Origin of the sequence: Streptomyces sp. NPDC052101, assembly GCF_040680235.1 — a bacterium.
GTDB lineage: Bacteria > Actinomycetota > Actinomycetes > Streptomycetales > Streptomycetaceae > Streptomyces.
The window spans coordinates 44,934-67,316 of the sequence record NZ_JBFAWH010000023.1; the positions used below are offsets into that span (position 1 = coordinate 44,934).

At 69.7% G+C, this 22,383-nt stretch carries 24 protein-coding genes and 3 tRNA genes; 13 read left to right on the top strand and 14 right to left on the bottom strand.

Annotated features, from left to right (window positions below; all coding sequences use genetic code 11):
- Positions 1 to 63: 63 nt before the first annotated feature.
- Complete coding sequence (locus AB0L75_RS31880) at positions 64 to 963, top strand: phosphoribosylaminoimidazolesuccinocarboxamide synthase (protein WP_365187953.1); 900 nt, start codon at positions 64 to 66, stop codon at positions 961 to 963.
- Between the two features lie 37 nt (positions 964 to 1,000).
- On the opposite strand, the gene AB0L75_RS31885 is transcribed toward AB0L75_RS31880, so the two are convergent.
- From AB0L75_RS31885 to AB0L75_RS31920, 8 genes are all read right to left on the bottom strand, one after another.
- Positions 1,001 to 1,076, bottom strand: a tRNA-Gly gene (locus tag AB0L75_RS31885).
- A gap of 23 nt (positions 1,077 to 1,099) precedes the next feature.
- A complete protein-coding gene (locus AB0L75_RS31890) occupies positions 1,100 to 1,714 on the bottom strand; it encodes a response regulator transcription factor (protein ID WP_365187955.1) in 615 nt (204 codons plus the stop codon).
- The gene (locus AB0L75_RS31895; protein WP_365187958.1) at positions 1,711 to 2,955 is read right to left on the bottom strand and encodes a histidine kinase; all 1,245 of its coding nucleotides are present in this window, start codon (positions 2,953 to 2,955) and stop codon (positions 1,711 to 1,713) included. The genes AB0L75_RS31890 and AB0L75_RS31895 overlap by 4 nt, the downstream gene beginning before the upstream one ends.
- Before the next feature lie 29 nt (positions 2,956 to 2,984).
- On the bottom strand, positions 2,985 to 3,809 hold the full coding sequence (locus AB0L75_RS31900; RefSeq protein ID WP_365187960.1) for an ABC transporter permease: 825 nt from the start codon (positions 3,807 to 3,809) through the stop codon (positions 2,985 to 2,987).
- Complete coding sequence (locus AB0L75_RS31905) at positions 3,806 to 4,762, bottom strand: ABC transporter ATP-binding protein (protein WP_365187963.1); 957 nt, start codon at positions 4,760 to 4,762, stop codon at positions 3,806 to 3,808. The genes AB0L75_RS31900 and AB0L75_RS31905 overlap by 4 nt, the downstream gene beginning before the upstream one ends.
- A 126-nt stretch (positions 4,763 to 4,888) precedes the next feature.
- A tRNA-Gly gene (locus AB0L75_RS31910) sits at positions 4,889 to 4,964 on the bottom strand.
- 82 nt (positions 4,965 to 5,046) lie between these two features.
- Positions 5,047 to 5,118, bottom strand: a tRNA-Gly gene (locus AB0L75_RS31915).
- A gap of 178 nt (positions 5,119 to 5,296) precedes the next feature.
- Positions 5,297 to 5,614, bottom strand: a complete 318-nt coding sequence (locus AB0L75_RS31920) for an Lsr2 family protein (RefSeq protein ID WP_365187966.1) — start codon at positions 5,612 to 5,614, stop codon at positions 5,297 to 5,299.
- Positions 5,615 to 5,924: 310 nt separating this feature from the next.
- Here AB0L75_RS31920 and purS point away from each other — a divergent pair, with 310 nt between their 5' ends.
- From purS to purL, 3 genes are read left to right on the top strand one after another with little or no spacing between them, the layout of a single operon-like run.
- A complete protein-coding gene (gene purS, locus AB0L75_RS31925) occupies positions 5,925 to 6,197 on the top strand; it encodes a phosphoribosylformylglycinamidine synthase subunit PurS (RefSeq protein WP_208900012.1) in 273 nt (90 codons plus the stop codon).
- On the top strand, positions 6,194 to 6,874 hold the full coding sequence (gene purQ / locus AB0L75_RS31930; RefSeq protein WP_365187969.1) for a phosphoribosylformylglycinamidine synthase subunit PurQ: 681 nt from the start codon (positions 6,194 to 6,196) through the stop codon (positions 6,872 to 6,874). The genes purS and purQ overlap by 4 nt, the downstream gene beginning before the upstream one ends.
- Complete coding sequence (gene purL, locus AB0L75_RS31935; RefSeq protein WP_365187972.1) at positions 6,871 to 9,129, top strand: phosphoribosylformylglycinamidine synthase subunit PurL; 2,259 nt, start codon at positions 6,871 to 6,873, stop codon at positions 9,127 to 9,129. Before purQ ends, purL begins: the two co-directional genes overlap by 4 nt.
- A 60-nt stretch (positions 9,130 to 9,189) precedes the next feature.
- On the opposite strand, the gene AB0L75_RS31940 is transcribed toward purL, so the two are convergent.
- Both AB0L75_RS31940 and AB0L75_RS31945 read right to left on the bottom strand, forming a co-directional pair.
- The gene (locus AB0L75_RS31940) at positions 9,190 to 9,549 is read right to left on the bottom strand and encodes a hypothetical protein (protein ID WP_365187974.1); all 360 of its coding nucleotides are present in this window, start codon (positions 9,547 to 9,549) and stop codon (positions 9,190 to 9,192) included.
- Between the two features lie 184 nt (positions 9,550 to 9,733).
- Positions 9,734 to 9,985, bottom strand: coding sequence for a hypothetical protein (locus AB0L75_RS31945; protein WP_365187976.1), 252 nt, complete (start codon positions 9,983 to 9,985; stop codon positions 9,734 to 9,736).
- Positions 9,986 to 10,230: 245 nt separating this feature from the next.
- On the opposite strand from AB0L75_RS31945, the gene AB0L75_RS31950 reads away from it, so the two are divergent.
- Together AB0L75_RS31950 and AB0L75_RS31955 are read left to right on the top strand one after the other, a co-directional pair.
- Positions 10,231 to 11,094, top strand: a complete 864-nt coding sequence (locus AB0L75_RS31950) for a helix-turn-helix transcriptional regulator (protein ID WP_365187978.1) — start codon at positions 10,231 to 10,233, stop codon at positions 11,092 to 11,094.
- A complete protein-coding gene (locus AB0L75_RS31955) occupies positions 11,091 to 11,282 on the top strand; it encodes a DUF397 domain-containing protein (RefSeq protein ID WP_365187981.1) in 192 nt (63 codons plus the stop codon). Before AB0L75_RS31950 ends, AB0L75_RS31955 begins: the two co-directional genes overlap by 4 nt.
- 175 nt (positions 11,283 to 11,457) lie before the next feature.
- Here AB0L75_RS31955 and AB0L75_RS31960 read toward each other — a convergent pair whose 3' ends face one another.
- Positions 11,458 to 12,924: an MFS transporter gene (locus tag AB0L75_RS31960; RefSeq protein ID WP_365187984.1), complete on the bottom strand. Its 1,467-nt coding sequence runs from the start codon at positions 12,922 to 12,924 to the stop codon at positions 11,458 to 11,460.
- A 96-nt stretch (positions 12,925 to 13,020) separates the two neighbouring features.
- Between AB0L75_RS31960 and AB0L75_RS31965 the strand changes: the two genes are divergently transcribed.
- From AB0L75_RS31965 to purM, 5 genes are all read left to right on the top strand, one after another.
- Complete coding sequence (locus tag AB0L75_RS31965) at positions 13,021 to 13,659, top strand: helix-turn-helix domain-containing protein (protein ID WP_365187987.1); 639 nt, start codon at positions 13,021 to 13,023, stop codon at positions 13,657 to 13,659.
- Between the two features lie 10 nt (positions 13,660 to 13,669).
- The gene (locus AB0L75_RS31970) at positions 13,670 to 14,467 is read left to right on the top strand and encodes a sterol carrier family protein (RefSeq protein WP_365187990.1); all 798 of its coding nucleotides are present in this window, start codon (positions 13,670 to 13,672) and stop codon (positions 14,465 to 14,467) included.
- A gap of 56 nt (positions 14,468 to 14,523) precedes the next feature.
- Positions 14,524 to 14,973 carry an META domain-containing protein gene (locus AB0L75_RS31975; RefSeq protein ID WP_365187991.1) on the top strand — a complete coding sequence of 150 codons (450 nt, stop codon included), beginning with the start codon at positions 14,524 to 14,526 and terminating at the stop codon, positions 14,971 to 14,973.
- Between the two features lie 202 nt (positions 14,974 to 15,175).
- Positions 15,176 to 16,705, top strand: a complete 1,530-nt coding sequence (gene purF, locus AB0L75_RS31980) for an amidophosphoribosyltransferase (RefSeq protein ID WP_365187993.1) — start codon at positions 15,176 to 15,178, stop codon at positions 16,703 to 16,705.
- Positions 16,706 to 16,739: 34 nt separating this feature from the next.
- Positions 16,740 to 17,807: a phosphoribosylformylglycinamidine cyclo-ligase gene (gene purM / locus AB0L75_RS31985; protein ID WP_365187995.1), complete on the top strand. Its 1,068-nt coding sequence runs from the start codon at positions 16,740 to 16,742 to the stop codon at positions 17,805 to 17,807.
- Positions 17,808 to 17,901: 94 nt separating this feature from the next.
- On the opposite strand, the gene AB0L75_RS31990 is transcribed toward purM, so the two are convergent.
- Together AB0L75_RS31990 and AB0L75_RS31995 are read right to left on the bottom strand one after the other, a co-directional pair.
- A complete protein-coding gene (locus AB0L75_RS31990) occupies positions 17,902 to 18,159 on the bottom strand; it encodes a DUF3073 domain-containing protein (RefSeq protein ID WP_023548946.1) in 258 nt (85 codons plus the stop codon).
- 289 nt (positions 18,160 to 18,448) lie between these two features.
- The gene (locus tag AB0L75_RS31995) at positions 18,449 to 19,555 is read right to left on the bottom strand and encodes a Glu/Leu/Phe/Val dehydrogenase dimerization domain-containing protein (protein ID WP_365187998.1); all 1,107 of its coding nucleotides are present in this window, start codon (positions 19,553 to 19,555) and stop codon (positions 18,449 to 18,451) included.
- A gap of 224 nt (positions 19,556 to 19,779) precedes the next feature.
- Between AB0L75_RS31995 and AB0L75_RS32000 the strand changes: the two genes are divergently transcribed.
- Both AB0L75_RS32000 and bldC read left to right on the top strand, forming a co-directional pair.
- Positions 19,780 to 20,622, top strand: a complete 843-nt coding sequence (locus tag AB0L75_RS32000; RefSeq protein ID WP_365188000.1) for a hypothetical protein — start codon at positions 19,780 to 19,782, stop codon at positions 20,620 to 20,622.
- A gap of 544 nt (positions 20,623 to 21,166) precedes the next feature.
- Positions 21,167 to 21,373: a developmental transcriptional regulator BldC gene (gene bldC, locus AB0L75_RS32005; RefSeq protein WP_003949541.1), complete on the top strand. Its 207-nt coding sequence runs from the start codon at positions 21,167 to 21,169 to the stop codon at positions 21,371 to 21,373.
- A 460-nt stretch (positions 21,374 to 21,833) separates the two neighbouring features.
- Here bldC and AB0L75_RS32010 read toward each other — a convergent pair whose 3' ends face one another.
- Positions 21,834 to 22,025: a DUF6274 family protein gene (locus AB0L75_RS32010; protein ID WP_365188002.1), complete on the bottom strand. Its 192-nt coding sequence runs from the start codon at positions 22,023 to 22,025 to the stop codon at positions 21,834 to 21,836.
- Positions 22,026 to 22,383: the final 358 nt, after the last annotated feature.

The following is a 22,383-nucleotide window of genomic DNA, read 5'->3' on the forward strand; positions in this document are numbered from 1 at the left end:
AACGCAGTGGACCACCGCATACGGGAGAATCGAGGCACTTGGACAGAACCACGGGGAGGAACCGTGTCCGGATTCGTAGAAAAGCCCGAGCCGATTCAGGTTCCGGGCCTGGTGCACCTGCACACCGGAAAGGTGCGCGAGCTGTACCAGAACGAGGCGGGCGACCTCGTGATGGTCGCCAGCGACCGCATGTCCGCCTACGACTGGGTGCTGCCCACGGAGATCCCCGACAAGGGCCGCGTCCTCACCCAGCTCTCCCTGTGGTGGTTCGACCAGCTGCGCGACCTGGCCCCGAACCATGTGATCAGCACCGAGCTGCCCGAGGGCGCCCCGGCCGACTGGGCGGGCCGCACGCTGATCTGCAAGTCGCTGAAGATGGTCCCGGTCGAGTGCGTGGCCCGCGGCTATCTCACCGGCTCCGGCCTGCTGGAGTACGACGAGTCCCGTACGGTCTGCGGCCTCGCCCTGCCCGAGGGCCTCGTCGACGGCTCCGAGCTGCCCGCTCCGATCTTCACCCCGGCCACCAAGGCCGAGGTCGGCGAGCACGACGAGAACGTCTCCTACGAGGAGGTCGCCCGCCAGGTCGGCGCCGACACCGCCGCCCAGCTGCGCCAGGCCACCCTCGCCGTGTACGGACGGGCCCGGGACATCGCCCGCGACCGGGGGATCATCCTCGCGGACACCAAGTTCGAGTTCGGCTTCGACGGCGACACGCTCGTCCTCGCCGACGAGGTCCTCACCCCGGACTCCTCCCGCTTCTGGCCGGCCGATCAGTGGCAGCCGGGCCGCGCCCAGCCGTCGTACGACAAGCAGTTCGTGCGGGACTGGCTGACCTCCGCCGAGTCCGGGTGGGACCGCAGGAGCGAGCAGCCCCCGCCGCCGCTGCCGCAGCGGGTCGTGGCGGCGACCCGGCAGAAGTACGTGGAGGCGTACGAGCGCCTCACCGGCCTGAGCTGGGCCTGACGCAAGAAGGCCCCCGGAGAACCGGGGGCCTTCTGTATGGAGCGGACGACGAGGCTCGAACTCGCGACCTCAACCTTGGCAAGGTTGCGCTCTACCAACTGAGCTACGTCCGCATTGCGCCGTTGCGCGAGAGCAACTATACCCAACCTCGCTCGCGTGCGAGACGCACTGCCGCATGCCGATTCTCGGCGCCGAGTTTTGTGACGGCCGAGGAGAGGTAGTTCCGCACGGTCCCCGGCGACAGCGCGGCCCGCTCGGCGATCTCCGTGACCGGTGCCCCGCCGGCCGCCAGCTCCAGCACCTCGGCCTCCCGCGCGGTCAGCGGGGAGTCGCCGGCGGAGATCGCGTCGGCGGCCAACTCGGGGTCCACGTAACGGTTTCCGGCGTGCACGGTCCGGATGATCTCGGCGAGCCGCTGGGCGCTGACCGTCTTCGGCACGAACCCGCGCGCACCGGCCGCGAGCGCCCGTTTCAGGTGGCCGGGCCGCCCGTGGCCGGTGACGATCAGTACCTGGCAGCCGGGCAGTTCGGCACGCAGGGATGTGGCGACCTTCACACCGTCGGCGCCCGGCATCTGGAGATCCAGCACGGCCACATCGGGTTCATGGGCGCGCGCCATCGCCAGTGCCTCCGGCCCGCTGGCCGCCTCGGCGACGACGAGGAGATCGTCCTCCAGCGAGAGCAGCGCGGCCAGCGCGCCCCGGATCAGATGCTCGTCGTCGGCGAGCAACAGCCGTACCGGAGTGCTCATGATGTGACTCCACTCACTTTCTGCTCCAGTGGCACCTCGGCCACCAACCGGAACCGCTCCCCTGCGACGGCCCCGGCCTCCAGCGTCCCGGCCACGGCGGCCAGCCGTTCGCGCAGCCCGGCGAGCCCGGAACCCCCACCCCCGTCGAGGGTTCCGGGCACGCCGTCGTTCTCCACCGTCAGCACCACGCGCCCCTGAAGCACCTTCAGGCACAGCGTGCAGCGTCCGGCGTCCCCGTGCCGCAGCACGTTGGTGGTGGCCTCGCGCACCACCCAGCCGAGCGCGGACTGCACGTCGGCGGGCAGCCCCGCCGTCTCCGCGCTGACCTCGCAGTCGATCCCGGCGGCCGTCAACACGCCCTGCGCACCGGCGAGTTCGGCCCCGAGGTCGGCCTCCCGGTAGCCGCGTACGACGGCCCGCACCTCGCGCTGGGACTCCTGCGCGATGCGCTGCACCTCGATCATCTGCTCCACGGCCTCCGGTCGTCCGCGACGGGCCAGTTGCACCGCCAGCTCGCTCTTGAGGGAGATCACGGACAGGTTCCGGCCCAGCACGTCGTGCAGATCCCGCCCGAACCGCAGCCGCTCCTCGGCGACGGCGAGCCGGGCCTCCGCCTCGCGGGCCCGCTCCGCCTCCCAGAGCACGGCGAGCGTCCAGGCGCCGCAGCGGCCCGCGAGCAGCGCGAAGACCATCTGGAAGGCGACCATCGCGACGGTCGCCACCAGGCCGAAGCCGTCGCGGTCGGCGAGCCCGACGGCCGTCGTGAGCAGGACGGTGAACACCGCCGCCCGGCGCAGGAACACCCCGACCGGGACGGTGAGCCCGTACAGCAGCGCGAACGGCAGCACGACGCCACCGATCGTGAACCGGACCGCCATCCCGCTCGCCGCGTCCAGCCCGGCGAGCGCCACGATCAGTGCCAGCGCCAGCCCCAGCAGGACGGTCTGGGTGCGGTACGCGCCGGCCGGCAGCGGTGCGCGCCCGAGGTAGTGATCGAGCACGGGCCGAAGGAGCCGGTTCGTGAACGCGCACTGCAGGACCGCCACAAGGGCGAGGAGGGGGCCGAGGACGATCGCCACCGGCCGGTAGGCGAGACCGCCGGTCAGTGGCAGCAGCACCCAGCAGGCCATGATGAACCAGACCGTGCAGTGCCAGGTGAGGACGCTGAACAGCTCGACCCGCTCGGCCTTGCCGCGCCGCCCCCAGTACCGCTGCTGCCATCCCCGTATCCGGCTCAGCATGCGTGCCCGTCCCCCGTTGTTTCCCGTGCTCAGCGCCGCGGCTCCCACCGGAACCACTGTCGTACAGCAAACACGGCCAGGACCATCCAGGCCAGCGCGGTCGCCAGGGCGCCCAGTGCGTCGTACGCGCTCATCTGGCCGGTCCAGCCGGCGCGGACGAGCCGGATCGCCGGGGACAGCGGGAGCAGTTCGCAGACCGAGCCGAGCGTGTGGGGCATGGTCTCGGTCGGGAACATGATCCCGGAGCCGATCATCGACACGAACATCAGCGGCAGCGCGGTGACCTGCCCGCTCTCCACGGTCCTGGTGAAGGACGCGGTGAGCGCGGCGAGCGCGGCGCTGACCACGAGCCCGGCCAGCAGGCCCGGCAGGAGCAGATACGGCGCCCGGGGCGCCCCGGTGTGCAGCAGCGCGGCGCACCCGACGCACAGCAGCAGCGCCTGGGCGAGTCCGATGGCGACCGCGGGCAGGGCGGTGCCGGTGAGGATCTCCGTGTCGGAGAGTTCGCCGGTACGCAGCCGCTTGAGGACGAGTTCCTCGCGGCGGGCGACGTAGGTGTTGACCAGTGAGGTGTAGACGGCGAAGAGGAAGGAGAAGCCGATCGCGGCCGTCAGCAGGGTGGTGCCGATGGTCAGCCCCTGCTTCTTCAGATCCAGCTGGTCGATGGCCGGCCGCACGGCGAACGGCAGCGAGAGCGGCACGGTCAGCGCGGTGAACACGACACCCCGGTTACGGCCGAGGAGGGTCAGTTCCGCCTGCCCGAGCGCGCGCAGCCGCCGCACGGCGGGCGCCCAGCCGGCCCCGCGCCCTGCCTTTGCCCGTGTCCCCGCCGTTCCCGTCAAGGTCCCGCTCATGCCGCCACCCCCTGTGCCCATGCCTCCGCCCGTTCGCGGGCGATTCCCAGGAACGCCTCCTCCAGGGAGGCGGAGCGCATGTCCAGGCCGCGGAGTTCGACTCCGGTCCGCTCGGCCCAGGTCAGTACGCCGGTCGCCGTCCGCTGCAGCTGCGTCGTCCGCAGCCGTACGACCCTGCCGTCGCTCTCGTGGTCACAGACCCCGAGGTCGGCCAGCGGCGGAAGGTCGCCGAGGAAGTAGCCGTCGGGCAGTTCGAAGGACATCCGGGACGGCTGCCCCGCGGTGACCTCGGCCGGGGTTCCGGAGACGGCGATCCGGCCCTTGTGCAGGATGGCGAGCCGGTCGGCGAGGCCCTCGGCCTCCTCCAGATAGTGCGTGGTGAGCAGCACGGTCGTGCCCGCGTCGCGCAGGGCGCGGACCAACTCCCAGGTGTCCCGGCGGCCTTCCGCGTCCAGCCCGGTCGTCGGCTCGTCGAGGAAGAGCACCTCGGGGCCGCCGAGCAGGGCGAGCGCCAGATCGAGCCGGCGCCGCTCGCCGCCGGACAGCTGCTTGACCCGCACCTCGTGCTTGTCCGCGAGTCCCACCAGCCCCAGTACTTCCGCCTCGGGCCGTGCCCCGCTGGTGCACCCCGCCCACATCCGGGCGGTCTCGGCGACGGTCAGCTCGGCCGGGAAGCCGCCCTCCTGGAGCATCACGCCGGTGCGGGGCCGTACGGCGGCCCGCTCGCGGTAGGGATCGTGGCCGAGGACCCGGATCCGGCCCTCGGCGGGTGCGGCGAGGCCCTCCAGCAGTTCGACCGTCGATGTCTTGCCTGCCCCGTTCGTGCCGAGCAGGGCGAAGATCTCGCCGCGGGCCACGGAGAAGCTGATTCCGCGTACGGCCTCGAACCCGCCCCCGTAGACACGCCTGAGGTCGGTGACCTCAATCACGTCTTCGTGTTCGTCGTAGTGCATGGATCCAGCGTCGCGGCGGCCGGACCGGGTCGGCAGTGCGCGGTGTCATCGCTCGGCATGACAAATGTCAGAGACCCGCTGGGGCACACGAAAAAACCCCGGCCCATTGGGCCGGGGTCTCTTTCGTGGAGCGGACGACGAGGCTCGAACTCGCGACCTCAACCTTGGCAAGGTTGCGCTCTACCAACTGAGCTACGTCCGCACTGCTGCCGACCGGCTCCCACCGATCGGTGCGAGCACCAGCCTACCTGATCCACAGGAGTGGTCGGGACGACCGGTGCCAGAGCGGGTGACAGGAATCGCACACTGCGCCTTCCCCCTGGAAGGGGGATGTTCTGCTACTGAACTACACCCGCATGGTCCTCGGGGTTCCGGCCTTTCGGCCTCGCCCCTCGGCGTGTCCCAGACATTAGCTGATCAGCAGGGGGGTAGCGCAAGTCGGCTGCCCTGCGGCGCCGCAGTCACCCGCCGCCGGCCAAGTGCACAGCCCTCAGGGTCCGCTGACGAACCCTGAGGGCTGCCCCTTCGCGGGCTTCACTGCGCGGCGCCGAAGGCCTCGTAGACCTTCTTGGGGATGCGTCCGCGGGCCGGGACGTCCATCTTGTTGGCCTGGGCCCAGGCGCGGACGGCCGCCGGGTCGGGGGCGACCTCCGTCTGCTTGTACGCCTTGCCGGACCGCGACCGCTTGCGGCCGGCCTCGACGTAGGGCGCGAGCGCCTTGCGCAGTTTCTTGGCGTTGGATTCGTTCAGGTCGATCTCGTACGACTTGCCGTCCAGTCCGAAGGCGATCGTTTCCGCCGCTTCCGAGCCGTCGATGTCGTCAAAGAGAGTGACCACGACCTTTTGCGCCACGAATATCGGTCCCTTCGTGCGGCACGTCGATACAGCTCAACGGCGATGACGTGCCGAGTATCGGCTATTGCCAATTCATTTGTACAGTGCCCGGCATTGCAAAGTGAAGCCCGACTAAATCCGCCCGCGTGTCCGGACACAATAGGCGGGCGGCGCGGACCGTGGAACTTTCCCAGAACTTTTCGTGGAAGTACGGCTTCGACACCGTATCGTGATGCGTCTCACGTAGTTTCCTACAACTCTACTCGCGTAGAAATTTTGTACGGGTAGTCTGAAGGAACCTGCTCAGCACCACACATCGGGAGTGCCAGTGGCACGCGTCGTAGTCGACGTCATGCTCAAGCCGGAGATCCTCGACCCCCAGGGCCAGGCGGTCCAGCGTGCGCTGCCGCGCCTGGGTTTCGCAGGGATCTCGGACGTACGTCAGGGAAAGCGATTCGAACTGGAAGTTGACGGGCCTGTCGACGAGGCCGCGCTCGCCCGCATCCACGATCTTGCGGAATCCTTCCTCGCCAACACCGTGATCGAGGACTTCACCGTCAAGGTGGAAGAGGCGGCGGAAGTCGCGGAGGCGGCCAAGTGACCGCTCGTATTGGCGTCGTCACTTTCCCGGGGAGCCTCGACGACCGGGACACCCAGCGTGCGATCCGCCTCGCGGGTGCCGAACCGGTCGCCCTGTGGCACAAGGGCAAGGACCTCAAGCAGGTCGACGCCGTGGTGCTTCCCGGCGGTTTCTCGTACGGCGACTATCTGCGCGCCGGCGCCATCTCCCGCTTCTCGCCGGTGATGGAGTCCGTGATCGAGCAGGCGAAGGCCGGCCTGCCGGTCCTCGGCATCTGCAACGGCTTCCAGGTCCTCACCGAGGCCCACCTCCTCCCGGGCGGGATGCTCGGCAACGACCACCTCCACTTCATCTGCCGCGACCAGAAGCTGCGCGTGGAGAACGCGGAGACGGCCTGGACCGGTGACTACCGCGCCGGCCAGGAGATCCACATCCCGCTGAAGAACATGGACGGCCGGTACGTCGCCGACGAGTACACCCTCGACAAGCTGGAGGCCGAGGGGCGGGTCGTCTTCCGGTATGTCGACTTCAACCCGAACGGCTCGCTCCGTGACATCGCCGGCATCACCAACGAGGCCGGCAACGTCGTGGGCCTGATGCCGCACCCGGAGCACGCCGTGGAGCCGCTCATCGGCACCGGTCGCACCGACGGCCTCCCCTTCTTCACCTCGATCCTCAAGAAGCTGGTCAACGCATGAGCCGGACGCCTCTGGACACGGTCGAGCACGCGGCCGCGACCCCCGACGTCGAGCTGCCCTGGGCCGAACTCGGTCTGAAGAAGGACGAGTACGAGCGGGTGGTGGAGATCCTCGGCCGCCGCCCGACCGGCGCCGAACTCGCCATGTACTCGGTCATGTGGTCCGAGCACTGCTCGTACAAGTCCTCCAAGGTCCACCTCCGCCAGTTCGGCGAGAAGGCCCCCCGGTCCGACGCGCTGCTCGTCGGCATCGGCGAGAACGCGGGCGTGGTCGACGTCGGCCAGGGCTACGCGGTCACCTTCAAGGTCGAGTCGCACAACCACCCGTCGTACGTCGAGCCCTACCAGGGCGCGGCCACGGGCGTGGGCGGCATCGTCCGCGACATCATCGCGATGGGCGCGCGGCCGGTCGCCGTGGTCGACCCGCTGCGCTTCGGCGCCGCCGACCACCCGGACACCAAGCGCGTCCTGCCGGGCGTGGTCGCGGGCATCGGCGGCTACGGCAACTGCCTGGGGCTGCCGAACATCGGCGGCGAGGTCGTCTTCGACGCCTGCTACCAGGGAAATCCGCTGGTCAACGCCGGTGCCATCGGTGTGATGCGGCACGAGGACATCCACCTCGCCAAGGCCTCCGGCGCGGGCAACAAGGTCATCCTGTACGGCGCCCGGACCGGCGGCGACGGCATCGGCGGCGCCTCGATCCTGGCCTCCGAGACCTTCGACGACGCCAAGCCGTCCAAGCGCCCCGCCGTCCAGGTCGGCGACCCCTTCCAGGAGAAGCTCCTCATCGAGTGCACCCTGGAGGCCTTCAAGGAGAAGCTGGTCGTCGGCATCCAGGACCTCGGCGCGGCGGGCCTGTCCTGCGCCACGTCCGAGCTGGCCTCCAACGGCTCCGGCGGCATGCACGTGACCCTGGACGACGTACCGCTGCGCGACTCGACCCTCTCGCCCGAGGAGATCCTCATGAGCGAGTCGCAGGAACGCATGTGCGCGGTGGTCGAGCCGGAGAAGGTCGCCCGCTTCCTGGAGATCTGCGAGAAGTGGGACGTCATCGCCACGGTCATCGGTGAGGTGACCGACGGCGACCGGCTGGAGATCTTCTGGCACGGCGAGAAGATCGTCGACGTCGACCCGCGCACGGTCGCCCACGAGGGCCCCACGTACGAGCGCCCGTACGCCCGCCCCGAGTGGCAGGACGCCCTGCAGGCCGACGACGCGAACAAGCTCCCCCGCCCTCGGACGAGCGAGGAGCTGAAGAGCCAGGTCCTGAAGCTGGTCGCGTCGCCCAACCAGGCCTCCAAGAAGTGGATCACCCAGCAGTACGACCACTTCGTGCAGGGCAACACCGTCCTCGCCCAGCCGGAGGACTCCGGCATGATCCGCGTGGACGAGGAGACCGGCCTCGGCGTCGCGATCGCCACGGACGGCAACGGCCGTTACGCCAAGCTCGACCCGTACGCCGGCGCCCAGCTGGCGCTGGCGGAGGCGTACCGGAACGTGGCGACCACGGGCGCCAAGCCGCTCGCCGTGTCGGACTGCCTGAACTTCGGCTCGCCCGAGGACCCGGCGGTGATGTGGCAGTTCGCGGAGGCGGTGCGCGGTCTCGCCGACGCCTGCCTGCAGCTGGGCACGCCGGTGACCGGCGGCAACGTGTCTCTGTACAACCAGACGGGCGAGGTGGCCATCCACCCCACCCCGGTCGTCGCGGTCCTCGGCGTCATCGACGATGTCGCCCGCCGTACGCCGGTCGCCTTCCAGGAGGAGGGCCAGCTGGTCTACCTCCTCGGCGACACCCGCGAGGAGTTCGGCGGCTCGGCCTGGTCCCAGGTGGTCCACGACCACCTCGGCGGTCTGCCGCCGGCCGTGGACCTGGAGCGTGAGCGGCTGCTGGCCGAGATCCTGATCTCCGCCTCCCGCGACGGCATGATCGACTCCGCGCATGACCTGTCCGACGGCGGTCTGATCCAGGCTGTGGTCGAGTCCGCGCTGCTCGGCGGCAAGGGCGCGCGCCTGGTCGTCCCGGACGGCCTGGACGCCTTCACCTTCCTCTTCTCCGAGTCGGCCGGCCGCGCCGTCGTCGCCGTGCCGCGCTCGGAGGAGGTCCGCTTCAACGACATGTGCGGTGCGCGCGGCCTGCCGGCCACCCGCATCGGTGTCGTGGACGGTGACGCCGTGGAGATCCAGGGCGAGTTCGCGCTCACCCTCGCCGAACTGCGTGAGGCGCACGAGGGGACGATCCCGGCGCTGCTGGCGTAGCCGGCCGTACGACGACGAAGCCCCCGCCCGGGTGCACGTTCCGGGCGGGGGCTTCTCGGCTCATCGGACGTAGTTCTTGAGGATCTCCGTGTCGAGTTCGATGTTCATCGGGCCGGGGATGAGCACCTTCTCGCCGAACTTCGCGGTGTGGATGTCGCGGCAGCCGCCGATCTGCCAGTCCGGGCCGCTGTGCACCGTGACCGTGCAGGAGTCCCGGTCGCCGTCCGGGTCGGCCCAATCACCGTGTCCCGCGAAATGGGCCTCGGGCGCGAGCACCGCATCCGGTTTCGCTCTGCCCTCTCGGTACGCATCGACCCGGAGTCCCCGGGCCTGGTACAGGTCCAGGTCGGGCCTGGTCTGCATACAGCGCCGGGCCAGCCAGGACACGATGGTGCTGTGGTCTCCGTCCGTTGCCGTCATGTTGCACCCCCTTCCAGGCGACGGCCTCTGACGACGTACGGCCATGGGCCGCCTAACCCGACCCATCTGAAGGGCGGTGGGGGTGGTGGCGGATTCGGGGTGGGGACGGGCTCGGTCTCCGGCCGGAGCAGCAAGAAGACGGCGGGCAGGGCGAGCAGGCCGACGACAGAGTGGAGGAGCGGCTTCACTGTGCGACCTCCTTCGGCACCAACTCGGTGTCCGAGACCAGGGCTTGGCGCTCGGTGTGATCCGCGAGCCGCACCCAGAGGAAGGCCGTCTTCGCGTCCACCCCGGCGTATCCGGAGCCGACTTGGACCACGACGCCCTCGAAGCGTTCTGGGCGTTCGTGGCGGTGGTGGTCGGGCGGGACGTAGGTGGTGCCGCGGACTTGGTCGCCTACGCGGAAGGGGGCGCGGCGGGCGTTTTGGCTGGTCATGGGATCACTGTCCCGGCGGTGCCAAGGATGCGGCAATCGAACGTAGAAATTTCGCGAGAACTGGCAAATGCCTGGAAGTTGGCATAACCCTGCGGAAGGCAGGCTCTGGCTGTCACGCTCTGAGCATGGGTCGTCACTTGCCGGGCACGGGGCGTCAAGTGACGGGCATGGGCATACGGTTGGCGGGCATGACCGCAGAAGGGGCGGGCACGGTGGCTACGAAGACGGGACCGACGATCCGGCGTATGCAGCTGGGCCAGGAGCTGAGGCGCCTGCGCCAGAACGCTCCTCGGGACGACGAGGACGGTCATGGACTGACACTGGCGCAGGCCGTGACGGGGCTGGCGTTCACCGAATCGAAGCTCTACCGCGTCGAGAACGGACTGAGCGGCCTGCCCAAGGTCCAGGACCTGAAGGAACTGCTCGACCGGTACGGGGTCAATGACCCGGAGGACGTGGCGTTCCTGCTGGACGTTCACAAGAACTCGTTGCAGCGGGGGTGGTGGTCGCCTTACCGGAGCATGATGCCGTCCGGTTTCGGTATGCACGTCGGGCTGGAGGGCGACGCCAAGATCCTGCGGGTCTATCAACCGGACGTGATGTTCGGGTTGTTCCAGACCGAGGCGTACACCCGCGCACAGTTCGGGGTCGCCAAGCCGATCGATGAGCGCACCACGGAGTTCGTGGAACGGAACGTCGAGATCAGGATGCGCCGGAAGGAGGCGATCACCCGAAGCGAGCGCCCGGTCGAGGTCCATGTGATTCTCGAAGAGGCCGTTCTCAGGCGGGTGTTCGGCACCCCGGCGGTGATGTGTGAGCAATACGCTCACCTGGCCGAGCTTGCCGCCCTGGACCATGTGACGGTACAGGTCCTGCCGATGGCCGAGCCGGTGTACCGGGCCAGGGAGAACTTCATCCTCATGGAGTTCGAGCCGCCCCTGCCTCGGGTGGTGAGTGTCGATATCCAGGACACGGTCAGCCTGACGGACAAGGACACCGACATCTGGCGTTACACCCGGAGGTTCGACGCCATGCGGGCTGGAGCCCCGGGGCCTCGGGAAACACCCAGGTTCCTTGAACGACTCGCACGAGAGATGGAACAGTCATGAACGTCCCAGAGGCAGCGTGGTTCAAGTCCTCCTACAGCAGCGAGGCGGGCGGCAGCTGCGTCGAGATAGCCAACCTCATCCCCACCCACACCCTCGTCGCCGTACGAGACTCCAAGCACCCCCACGGCCCCGCCCTCACCCTCGCGCCGGAGGCCTGGGCTGATTTCGTGGCCGGCGTTCGTACGTGACGCGCGCACCTTCATCGCAGACTGACACCCCGTGATGTGAACGAGGAAGAGGTGCCCGGAGCTTCCGGGCACCTCTTCTGACCAGCTACTTCGCTGCCTCGGTGGAGGGTGTGCGATGTGACGTGTCACGTGTCTCATGCCGAAACCGCGCGACCTTGCGGCCCCAACGGTCACCTCACACCGTCACCGTCTCCCGCACGGGCTCCGCTTCCACTGCCGGCCTGACCTTCGGCAGCCGCAGCGCGAGCAGCAAGGACAGCGCCATCACCCCGGCGCCGCACAGGAACACCGAGTCCAGCGCGGAGACGTACGCCGTCATGCCCTCGGTGCGGGCCGGGCCGCGCAGGGCGGCGAGGGCGCCGATGTCGCCGGGGCCGTCGTACAGGCGGTTGAGGAGGGTGCCGAAGACGGTCGCGCCGAGGGCTCCGCCGAGGGTCTGGAAGAAGCGGACGGCGGTGGTGGCGACGCCGAGCTGGTGGCGCGGGGCCCTGCGCTGCACCAGCTGGATCAGCTGGCCGAGGAACTGGCCGAAGCCGAGGCCGATGACCAGCAGCGCCGCGCACACGTGCCAGAGGGGGCTGTGGGTGCCGGTGGTGGCCAGCAGCAGGAAGGCGGCGCTGCTGAGGGCGGAGCCGCTGATCACGAAGGTCCGCTCGGACCAGCCGCGGTCGCTCAGCCGGCCGGTCGCGAAGCCCACCACCGTCATGCCGGCCGCCATCGGGATGAGGAACAGGCCGGCGGAGGAGCTGGCGATGCCCCGCACGAGCTGGAGGTAGATCAGCACGTAGTACATGGCGCCGGTCATGGCGACGCCCATCAGCGCCTGGATCGCGAAGCCGAGGCGCAGTTCGGGGACGCGGAAGAGGGCGGGCGGCAGGATCGGTTCGGCGGTGGTGAACTGGCGGCGCAGGAACAGGGCGAACGCGGCCGCGCAGGCCAGGGTCAGGCCGAGGATCTGCGGGGAGGTCCAGGCGTACTGCTTGCCGCCCCACTCGGTGACCAGCAGCAGTGTGGTGGAGAAGGCCGCGGCGAGGGCGGCGCCGGGGAAGTCGATCGCGCGGCTGGTCGTGTTCCGGGGGAGCTTCAGGACGACCACGGCGGTGGCGAGCGCGGCGATGCCGAGCGGCAGATTGACGTAGAAGGCCCAGCGCCAGCTCGCGTGGTCGGCGAGGAAGCCGCCGAGCCAGGGGCCGGCCGCCATGCCGGCGCCCGCGACGATCCCGCCGGTGCCGGCGCCCTTGTTCCTGGTGTCGCCGGGCTCCTTGAGCTGGGCGATCACCACCATCGTCACGCTCATCAGCCCGCCCGCCCCGATGCCCTGCACGGCCCGGGAGGCGATCAGCCAGCCGATCGACTGGGCCGCGCCGCACAGCGCCGAGCCGGCCAGGAAGGTGCCGAGGGCGCCGAGGAAGACGGGCTTCGCACCCAGGGTGTCGCAGAGCCTGCCGTAGAGCGGGAGCATCGCGGCCGACGCCAGCGCGAAGGCGCTGACCAGCCAGGGGATCTTGTCGATGCCGTGCTCGGGGTCGAGGTCCTTGACGATCGGGACCGTCGCCGCGGACACGATCTGCATGTCCAGGACGGCCAGGACGATCGTGGCGAGACAGACGAAGAAGCCGATCTTGCGCTGGGTTTCGGTCATGAACACCACCATGCCCCCAGTTCGTGTACCGAGTCAATCTTTTGTCTGAGCTAAGACTTAGGTCGAGCACAAAATTCATCTTGGTAAGGTGACCGCATGGCCGAGGAGCTAGGACTGCGCCAGCGCAAGAAGCGCGACACGATGTGGCGGATCTACCGGACCGCGCTCGACCTCTTCGTCGAGCGAGGCTTCGACAAGGTGTCGGTGCAGGAGATCGCCGACGCGTCCGAGGTGTCGAAGATGACGGTCTTCAACTACTTCGGCACCAAGGAGGACCTGGTCTTCCGCCCCATGGAGGAGCACTTCGGCGACGCGGCCCGCGCCGTGCGCGACCGGCGCCCCGAAGAGTCCGCGGTGGACGCCGTACGCCGGCAGTTCCTGGAGATGGTCGAGGCCCGGGACCCCTCCGTCGGCCTGCACAGCGAGCCGTTCGTCCTGCAGGTGCGCCGGGTCGTCGAGGAGACGCCCGTGCTGCGGGAGCGGGCCGTGCTCGGCGCTCAGCGGGGCATCCGGGCGATGACCGACGTGCTGGCGGAGGAGACCGGCGACCCGCTGCTCGCCACGGTCGCCGCCACCACCCTCAGCACCGCCCGCAACGTCCTGATCGAGGAACACCACCGCCGTCTCGCCGCCGGCGAGAGCCCGGAGACCATCGCGGCCGACGCCGCCGAACGTGCCCGCCAGGCCTTCGACTTGGTGGAAAACGGCCTGAAGGGCTACGCCGTGAAGGCATAGGCTCACCGCCATGCCCCCGGTCAGGAAGCGCGCCCGCAGCTACGACCCCGCACGGACCCGTGCCGCGGTCCTCGCCCAGCTCGGCCATGTCCGCGAGGCCGTCCGCGGTCTCGGCGTCGAGCAACTCGCCCTGCCCACGAGGCTCGGCGAGTGGACCGTACGCGACCTGGTCGCGCACATCGGCATGGCCGTCACCGCCGTCCACCGCGCCCTCGACCGGCCGGCCCCGCCGCAGCAGGACGTGACGGTCGTCGAGTGGCCCTTCGCCACCGCGGCCAGCGCCTCGGCCATCGCCGAGTTCACCCGCGGCCTCTCGGCGGACCACCCCGACCTCGACGCCTATCTCGCGGGCACCGACGCCTCCCTGCGTGCCCTTCTCGCCGAGTACCCGGGCGGACGGCTGCTGGAGACCAACGCGGGCGCGCTGCCCCTGGACGACTACCTGGTCACCCGCGCCGTCGAACTCGTCGTCCACACCGACGACCTCAACGCCGCCGTGCCCGGCCTGGGCGTGCCGTACGACCGCCAGGCCCTGGCCGCCGCCACCCGGCTGCTCGCCGACGCCCTCGCCGTGAAGGCGCCCGGCGGCTCCACCGAGGTGCGCGTGCCGCCGTACGCCGTCGTGCAGTGCGTCGAGGGGCCCCGGCACACCCGAGGCACCCCGCCCAACGTCGTCGAGACCGACCCGCTGACCTGGATCCGGCTCGCCACAGGGCGCGTGAGCTGGAAGGACGCCCTTGAGGAGGCCAAGGTGAGCGCCAGCGGGGAGCGGGCGGACATCGGCGGGCTGCTGCCGCTGATGTCGTAGCGGAACCAGTCGGGCCGGCGGTCCGTCGAATCGCCATGAACCGGTATAAGCAGCGCATGACCCTCGCGGTGGCCGCCGCACTCGTCCCGCTCACGGTGGCCTGTGGCACGGGGAGGGCGGACAGTGGTGCGGTGAGCGTCCCACAGCCAGGCCCACAGCCCGTGACCGGCATCGACTGGCGGGTCGACAGCATCACCGTCGGCGGTACGACCCGGCACGCGCCCGCCGCCGCCACCCGCCTTCGCATCGACGAGGACGGCAAGGCGGCCGGCAATCTGGGCTGCAACCAGTTCAGCGCCCGGGCCACGGTGCGCGGCGACCACATCACCTTCGGCAGCCTGCGCACGACCAGGATGGCCTGCGGGCCGGAGCGGATGGCTTTCGAGCGCGCCCTCGCCCGCGCCCTCACCACCGGTACGCTCACCGCCCGGGCGGACCACGCGAAACTGACGCTCACGGACGGCGACGGAGACCGCATCCACCTCACCCGTGACGCGCCCGAATGATGTGCGACACCTCACTCGCGTCCCCGCCGAACGGGCCCGTGACCGCCGCCCCCGAGGCCCCCGGCGACCGCCCGAACGCCAAGTACACCTCGATTGACCAGCGCAAACGCGGAAACCGACAAGGTGATCGACATCAGCTGATCCGTTAGAGGCGCGTATCCCCAATTCGGACCAGTGGTCGACCTCGCCTACACTCGGTGCCGTGCCACGTGGTGACGGTCGACTCAATCACGATCTGCTTCCCGGCGAGAAAGGCCCCCAGGACGCTTGCGGCGTCTTCGGTGTCTGGGCTCCGGGCGAAGAGGTCGCAAAGCTCACGTACTTCGGGCTCTACGCCCTCCAGCACCGGGGTCAGGAATCCGCGGGAATCGCGGTCAGCAACGGCTCCCAGATCCTCGTCTTCAAGGACATGGGACTGGTCTCCCAGGTCTTCGACGAGACCTCGCTCGGTTCGCTCCAGGGTCATATCGCGGTCGGACACGCCCGCTACTCGACCACCGGCGCCTCCGTGTGGGAGAACGCCCAGCCGACGTTCCGCGCCACCGCGCACGGCTCGATCGCGCTCGGCCACAACGGCAACCTGGTCAACACGGCCCAGCTCGCCGAGATGGTCGCCGAGCTGCCGAACGACAACAACAGCCGGTCCACCCGGGTCGCGGCCACCAACGACACCGACCTGCTGACGGCCCTGCTCGCCGCCCAGGTCGACGCCGACGGCAAGCCGCTCACCATCGAGGAGGCCGCCCACGCGGTCCTCCCGAAGGTGCGGGGCGCCTTCTCCCTCGTCTTCATGGACGAGAACACGCTCTACGCCGCCCGTGACCCGCAGGGGATCCGCCCGCTGGTCCTCGGCCGCCTGGAGCGCGGCTGGGTGGTCGCCTCCGAGTCCGCCGCCCTGGACATCTGCGGTGCCAGCTTCGTCCGCGAGATCGAGCCGGGCGAGTTCATCGCCGTCGACGAGAACGGCCTGCGCAGCTCCCGATTCGCGGATGCGAAGCCCAAGGGCTGTGTCTTCGAGTATGTGTACCTGGCCCGCCCGGACACCGACATCGCCGGCCGGAACGTGTACCTCTCCCGCGTGGAGATGGGCCGCCGGCTCGCCGAGGAAGCCCCCGCCGAGGCCGACCTGGTCATAGCGACCCCGGAGTCCGGCACCCCGGCCGCCATCGGCTACGCGGAGGCGAGCGGGATCCCGTTCGGCGCGGGTCTCGTGAAGAACGCGTACGTCGGCCGGACCTTCATCCAGCCCTCGCAGACCATCCGCCAGCTGGGTATCCGCCTGAAGCTGAACCCGCTGAAGGAAGTCATCAAGGGCAAGCGCCTGGTCGTCGTCGACGACTCCATCGTGCGCGGCAACACCCAGCGGGCCCTGGTCCGCATGCTCCGCGAGGCCGGCGCCGCCGAGGTCCACATCCGGATCTCCTCGCCGCCCGTGAAGTGGCCCTGCTTCTTCGGCATCGACTTCGCCACGCGCGCGGAGCTGATCGCCAACGGCATGACGATCGAGGAGATCGGCACCAGCCTTGGCGCCGACTCGCTCGCCTACATCTCCATCGACGGCATGATCGAGGCGACCACCATCGCCAAGCCGAACCTGTGCCGCGCCTGCTTCGACGGCGAGTACCCGATGGAGCTGCCGGACCCCGAGCTGCTCGGCAAGCAGCTGCTGGAGACCGAGCTGGCGGCCGGTCCCGCCGCCACGGCCGCGGCCGACGCGATCCGCCGCCCGTAACACCCTGCAGTACGACACGAAAGCTCTCACAGTCATGTCTGAGACAACTGGTGCCAGCTACGCAGCGGCGGGCGTCGACATCGAGGCGGGCGACCGCGCCGTCGAGCTGATGAAGGAGTGGGTGAAGAAGACCCAGCGCCCCGAGGTCCTCGGCGGCCTCGGCGGCTTCGCCGGGCTCTTCGACGCCTCCGCCCTCAAGCGCTACGAGCGTCCGCTCCTCGCCTCCGCCACGGACGGCGTCGGCACGAAGGTCGACATCGCCCGCCGCATGGGCGTCTACGACACCATCGGCCACGACCTGGTCGCCATGGTCATGGACGACATCGTGGTGTGCGGCGCCGAGCCGCTGTTCATGACCGACTACATCTGCGTCGGCAAGGTCCACCCCGAGCGCGTCGCGGCCATCGTGAAGGGCATCGCGGAGGGCTGTGTGCTCGCCGGGTGTGCCCTGGTGGGCGGCGAGACGGCCGAGCACCCGGGCCTGCTGGGCGAGGACGACTTCGACGTCGCCGGCGCCGGTACGGGCGTCGTGGAGGCCGACCGGCTGCTCGGCGCGGATCGCATCCGTACGGGCGACACGGTGATCGCCATGGCGTCCTCCGGGCTTCACTCGAACGGGTACTCCCTGGTCCGCCACGTCCTGCTGGAGCGCGCCGGCCTGGCCCTGGAGACGGAGGTCCCGGAGCTGGGCCGCGCCCTCGGTGAGGAGCTGCTGGAGCCCACCAAGATCTACTCGCTGGACTGCCTGGCGCTGACCCGCACCGCCGACGTGCACGCGTTCAGCCACATCACCGGCGGCGGACTCGCGGCCAACCTGGCCCGCGTCATCCCGGACGGGCTGCACGCCACGGTCGACCGCGCCACCTGGACCCCGGGCGCGATCTTCGACCTGGTCGGCAGGACCGGGAACGTCGAGGGCCTGGAGCTGGAGAAGACCCTCAACATGGGCGTCGGCATGATGGCGATCGTCCCTGAGGAGTCCACCGAGGTGGCCCTCGCGACCCTCGCCGACCGCGGTGTCGAGGCATGGGTGGCCGGCGAGATCACCGAACGTGGCGACAAGACGACCGGCGCCGAGCTGGTGGGGACCTACTCGAACTAAAGGCGCCGCCGCCTGATCCGGCGCGCGGTGACCGTGCGGACAGCACAGAAACCGGTCGGTGGCTCTGCCACCGACCGGACTGGTCACTGCAAGGTCAAGCGCCGCGACGGTGCTGTTGGTGAGGATCCTTGTCGTCCTCTTCCTCGTCGTCGTCCTCGTAGAGGTCCGCGTAACGAGAGTAGAGATCGTCCTCGTCGTTCTCATCGTCCTCGAACGGCTCGCCGTTCGGCGGCTGGCTCGAAGTCGATGCGCCCAGTTCACTGGCCAGACGTGACAGGTCAGTCCCACCGCTGTTGTACTTCAGCTGGCGGGCGACCTTTGTCTGCTTGGCCTTGGCCCGGCCGCGCCCCATGGCTCGACCCCCTCGGTGACGGGGCTCGACGGCCCCAGAGTCTGACACGCGTTCATGATCCGGAACGGACCCTCCGTAGAGAGGCCGGTCCGTAGGGCTTCCACGGTACCTGAGCCCGCGCCCATACGGTACGTCGCCCGCAGTCCGCGCGTGTGCACAGGACCTTCGAGGCGCCCCGTCCTCGCTGGTCAGTGGCGATTTTAACCACTTATCGGGGAACGACCCGCCGGTGGAAGTGAGAGTTCTCTCTAAGTTCCCGCCGACGGGTACCGCTCACGTGTGCGACCGGTCAGTGCGCGGCGTGTCCCGCGCGGGCCTCGGCCATCCGCTGCTCGGCGATCCGGTCGGCCGCGGCGGCCGGCGGAATCCCGTCTTCCTTCGCACGTGCGAATATGGCCAGCGTGGTGTCGAAGATCCTCGCCGCCTTCGCCTTGCACCGGTCGAAGTCGAACCCGTGCAGCTCGTCGGCCACCTGGATCACTCCGCCGGCGTTCACCACATAGTCCGGCGCGTACAGGATCCCGCGGTCGGCGAGGTCCTTCTCCACGCCCGGGTGGGCCAGCTGGTTGTTGGCCGCGCCGCACACCACCTTGGCGGTGAGCACCGGCACGCTGTCGTCGTTCAGGGCGCCGCCGAGCGCGCAGGGGGCGTAGATGTCGAGCCCCTCGACCCGGATCAGCGCCTCGGTGTCGGCGACGGCCGTCACGCCCGCCGGGTACTGCTCCAGGATCCGCTGGACGGCGTCCGTGCGCACGTCCGTGACGACGACCTCGGCACCCTCCTCGCGCAGGTGCTTCACCAGGTGGTGGCCGACCTTGCCGACACCCGCGATGCCGACCCGGCGGCCGCGCAGCGAGGGGTCGCCCCACAGGTGCTGCGCGGAGGCGCGCATGCCCTGGTAGACGCCGAAGGCGGTGAGCACGGAGGAGTCGCCGGCCCCGCCGTTCTCGGGGGAGCGGCCGGTGGTCCAGCGGCATTCGCGGGCCACGACGTCCATGTCGGCGACATAGGTGCCGACGTCGCACGCGGTGACGTAGCGCCCGCCGAGCGAGGCGACCATACGGCCGTAGGCGAGGAGCAGTTCCTCGCTCTTGTCGCGCTCCGGGTCGCCGATGATCACGGCCTTGCCGCCGCCGTGGTCGAGACCGGCCATGGCGTTCTTGTACGACATCCCGCGCGCGAGGTTGAGAGCGTCGGCGACGGCCTCGGCCTCGGTCGCGTACGGGTAGAAGCGGGTGCCGCCGAGGGCCGGGCCCAGGGCGGTGGAGTGGATGGCGATGACGGCCTTGAGGCCGCTCGCGCGATCCTGGCAGAGCACGACCTGCTCATGGCCGCCCTGGTCCGAGTGGAACAGGGTGTGCAGGACATCAGCGGGTGCGCCGGTTACGTCAGTCACTGTGGTGACTCCTGTGTAAGTAGCGGCGAGTGGGGCGGAACCCCGTACAGGTGGCGGGGCGCCGTGCCCTGAGCGTAGAGCCTCGGTACGACCGCCATCCGTGCAGTGTTCAGGATCACTCTCCCGCGCCGCTTGTGCACGCATGTCCGTGGGACGATTTGCAGTGGTTTTGCAGAGGTTCTCGCAGCGGTTTTCGAGCTGGGCCCGTTGGGGAGGGAGCAGGCGTGCCGAAGGTGTCCTCCGTGGTCGTCCCCTATGCCGCGTACCTGCGCGTGTACGAGCCGCTGGGCGCCTTCCCGGAGCCGGAGCGCAGCTACTGGGCGCGCTACGCACGCCGCCCCGACCGCCCCTCCTACCAGGACGAACTGCGCCGCTCCCTCGCCGACTTGCTGCCCACCCCGCCGGTCGCGGTGCCGGTGCACGAGAGCGGCGACGCCTTCGTGCTGGAGGTCGACGGCGTGGTCTGCGTGTGCCCCTGGCGGACCCGGCTGCGCGGCTGGCAGGCGCTCGGCGAGCTGGCCGAGGAGCTGCCCGCGCCGATCCTGGACGCGGTGCTGCCGCCGCTCGTACGCCACCAGGCCGCCCAGGACTACGAGCGCTGGCTCGCCCGCAACCCCGACGCCCGCCCCTGGATCCGCACGGCGACCTGGCAGGTGCCGCTGAACTGGTTCGTGCTGGTCTCCGACGAGGAGCGGCGCTACGAGAAGGGCACCGCCGAGGAGCCCCCGCTGCTGCGCTACCGCACGCCCATGGTGCAGGCCCGGCGGCGGGTGGCGCGGGCGCTGCGCGCGCTGAAGGATGCCGTGGAGGAGAGCCCGCTGATCGACGGCCTGGTGGACGTCGGCCGCTGGCTGGAGGAGTTCCACCCGCGCTCGCTGGTGGAGGTGGACTACGGCGGTCTGGTGCATGTGCTGCCGGCCGGCGAGCTGGAGGGGGACCACTCGGCTGCGGACGTGGCCGACGGCATCGAGGCGCTGCGCCGGGGCGACGGGGCGGCGGCCGGGGAGGCCTATCTGCGGCTCGTGGAGCGCTGGCGGGCGGTACGGGACCGGCGTTCCGCGAACTGAGCGACCTGACCGGGTGACGCAACTGCGTGACGTACGTCACGGCTCGAACGGCGTCGAACGACGTACGGTCTACGGCACTTGTCCCTGCGACGGGACGTTGGTCCCGATCTGGACTTTTGCCTCAAGGGTGATGGACGGCACTTACGCGGCCCTTGCGTCTCTTGCCGCCCCTCATGCCAAAATAGGACAAGGAGTCCGGGGAAGGCTCCGTCCGTCCAACTATGCTCCATCATGGGCGGAATCTCAGCATTGCACGCTTTGGGGGGTCTGGTGACTCCTGATCGCCCTGTGACTGATCGTCACAGCGGCGTGACTGTCCGCTATGGCATGGTCCATCGGCTTCCGTCGCTGATGAACACCTGGGAGGGCAATTCCATCGGTTTGGCCGACGCGGCTGGACAGATGGTGTAGTTGTAGTGCCGAGGACAAGCCGTTCGTCCTATAACCGACTCGACTCGCGTCGACCATTTCGGGCAACGCGGGTCAAGGTGCAGAATTTAGAGGAAAGAACCGAGAAGGTTCGGTTCTCCCGAGGAGGCCGCTCATGACCGCTCGCACCCCTGATGCCGAGCCGCTGCTGACCCCGGCTGAGGTCGCCACCATGTTCCGCGTCGACCCCAAGACGGTCACGCGGTGGGCGAAGGCCGGCAAGCTCACGTCCATCCGTACGCTCGGCGGGCACCGCCGCTACCGCGAGGCGGAGGTCCGCGCTCTGCTCGCGGGCATCCCGCAGCAGCGCAGCGAGGCCTGAACAACTGCATAACCGGGCAATACGGCTGGTCCCCCAACTCGCCGAGACGCCCGGGCCCCTAGCTCCAAGCGACGCGGGACCTGCCCCAACAGGCCTCACGCCCAAGCCGAAGAGAACGTTGTAGGCAGCGACACAGGGTGCGTCGTAGATCGCGCTGGACTCCGCCGGGTCCAGCGCGATCTTTTTTGTGCGCTGGTCGAGGGGTGGGCGGGTCTCTGTGAGCGGCCTTGTCGGAGTCTGGGCAGGGCTGTCGGAACCGCTGTGCGTGACCCCTGGGGGCGGTGCAATTGCACATATTAAATTGACCAGTTGTAGGGCAGGGGTAAGTTCCGCCCTTTCAAAAAGTCATGCGGTGACTCCCGTCACATGCCTCGCCGGTTGTTGCCGGCAGCATGTGTGCGCTAGTGGAGTGACGTGTTCCAGCGTGCCACGCCGGACGGGCTGTTGGACTTGGCGTTGGTCACGCGGGACGGGGACTTTCGTCCTCCGCTTCCTCGTCGCTCGCGTCATGGACCCCTGGAGCGGCGTCCATCGCCAGCCGCAGCAGGTGATGACAGATGGGGCAGTGGCGGGTCAGATGCCGGTACGACGAGGCGGCCGACAGATGAGCCCTCAGCAGCGCCCGCGTCTCGTGCCTGGCCGTTGCCGCCATAACCCCACCTCCGCGGACCGCACAGGGGAACGGGCCCTGGTCCCTGGGTACCGGCGGAAAGTGACGCCGTCAAGGCCGCGGGTGCCTGCCACGGCACCGGAGCAAGAGCCTCGGACACCCGGCGCCTCTCCGCCGCGGGCGCGGCCTCTGTTCTGGCGGGGTGGTGGGTGTGGTGCGCGGGCATGGCGAAGGCTCCTCATCCGGGTGTGGTGAGGTCTTCGGGGGGTGCGGTCCTGACGGGATTTGCTGTGTCTGATTGCGGCTCCGCCGCGGGCGCGGCCTCTGTTCTGGCGGGGTGGTGGGTGTGGTGCGCGGGCATGGCGAAGGCTCCTCATCCGGGTGTGGTGAGGTCTTCGGG

Bases quoted from the DNA above. Each gene is read 5' to 3' on its own strand.
- AB0L75_RS31895 (WP_365187958.1), bottom strand. From the start codon at position 2,955: ATGCTGAGCCGGATACGGGGATGGCAGCAGCGGTACTGGGGGCGGCGC.
- AB0L75_RS31975 (WP_365187991.1), top strand. From the start codon at position 14,524: ATGACCCTCGCGGTGGCCGCCGCACTCGTCCCGCTCACGGTGGCCTGT.
- AB0L75_RS31950 (WP_365187978.1), top strand. From the start codon at position 10,231: ATGCAGCTGGGCCAGGAGCTGAGGCGCCTGCGCCAGAACGCTCCTCGG.
- AB0L75_RS31890 (WP_365187955.1), bottom strand. From the start codon at position 1,714: ATGAGCACTCCGGTACGGCTGTTGCTCGCCGACGACGAGCATCTGATC.
- AB0L75_RS31970 (WP_365187990.1), top strand. From the start codon at position 13,670: ATGCCCCCGGTCAGGAAGCGCGCCCGCAGCTACGACCCCGCACGGACC.
- AB0L75_RS31955 (WP_365187981.1), top strand. From the start codon at position 11,091: ATGAACGTCCCAGAGGCAGCGTGGTTCAAGTCCTCCTACAGCAGCGAG.
- AB0L75_RS31900 (WP_365187960.1), bottom strand. From the start codon at position 3,809: ATGAGCGGGACCTTGACGGGAACGGCGGGGACACGGGCAAAGGCAGGG.
- bldC (WP_003949541.1), top strand. From the start codon at position 21,167: ATGACCGCTCGCACCCCTGATGCCGAGCCGCTGCTGACCCCGGCTGAG.
- AB0L75_RS31990 (WP_023548946.1), bottom strand. From the start codon at position 18,159: ATGGGGCGCGGCCGGGCCAAGGCCAAGCAGACAAAGGTCGCCCGCCAG.
- purM (WP_365187995.1), top strand. From the start codon at position 16,740: ATGTCTGAGACAACTGGTGCCAGCTACGCAGCGGCGGGCGTCGACATC.
- AB0L75_RS31940 (WP_365187974.1), bottom strand. From the start codon at position 9,549: ATGACGGCAACGGACGGAGACCACAGCACCATCGTGTCCTGGCTGGCC.
- AB0L75_RS31960 (WP_365187984.1), bottom strand. From the start codon at position 12,924: ATGACCGAAACCCAGCGCAAGATCGGCTTCTTCGTCTGTCTCGCCACG.
- AB0L75_RS31945 (WP_365187976.1), bottom strand. From the start codon at position 9,985: ATGACCAGCCAAAACGCCCGCCGCGCCCCCTTCCGCGTAGGCGACCAA.
- AB0L75_RS31965 (WP_365187987.1), top strand. From the start codon at position 13,021: ATGGCCGAGGAGCTAGGACTGCGCCAGCGCAAGAAGCGCGACACGATG.
- AB0L75_RS32010 (WP_365188002.1), bottom strand. From the start codon at position 22,025: ATGGCGGCAACGGCCAGGCACGAGACGCGGGCGCTGCTGAGGGCTCAT.
- AB0L75_RS31905 (WP_365187963.1), bottom strand. From the start codon at position 4,762: ATGCACTACGACGAACACGAAGACGTGATTGAGGTCACCGACCTCAGG.
- purL (WP_365187972.1), top strand. From the start codon at position 6,871: ATGAGCCGGACGCCTCTGGACACGGTCGAGCACGCGGCCGCGACCCCC.